At 45.7% G+C, this 223-nt stretch carries 1 rRNA gene; it reads right to left on the bottom strand.

What is annotated here, in order from left to right:
* Window positions 1-69 (bottom strand): 5S ribosomal RNA (gene rrf / locus SAZ04_RS23230); the annotation flags it as partial.
* Window positions 70-223: the final 154 nt, after the last annotated feature.

The raw sequence follows: 223 nt of genomic DNA, 5'->3' as shown, positions 1-223 counted from the left end.
GGCGCAAAAGAGCTTAACGACCGTGTTCGGCATGGGAACGGGTGTGACCTCTTTGCTATCGCCACCAGACTTTTGAAAGAATCAAGGTTCTCTCAAAACTAGATAATGCGTAATAGAAACCATTGTCATATTTCAGGAAGTATGACTTCAAGAATGTATTGGATAAGTCCTCGACCGATTAGTATCTGTCAGCTCCACGTGTCGCCACGCTTCCACACCAGAC

Source organism: Halalkalibacter lacteus, from assembly GCF_036663595.1.
Classification (GTDB): domain Bacteria; phylum Bacillota; class Bacilli; order Bacillales; family Bacillaceae_D; genus Halalkalibacter; species Halalkalibacter lacteus.
This window is presented reverse-complemented; position numbering and strand designations above follow the sequence as displayed.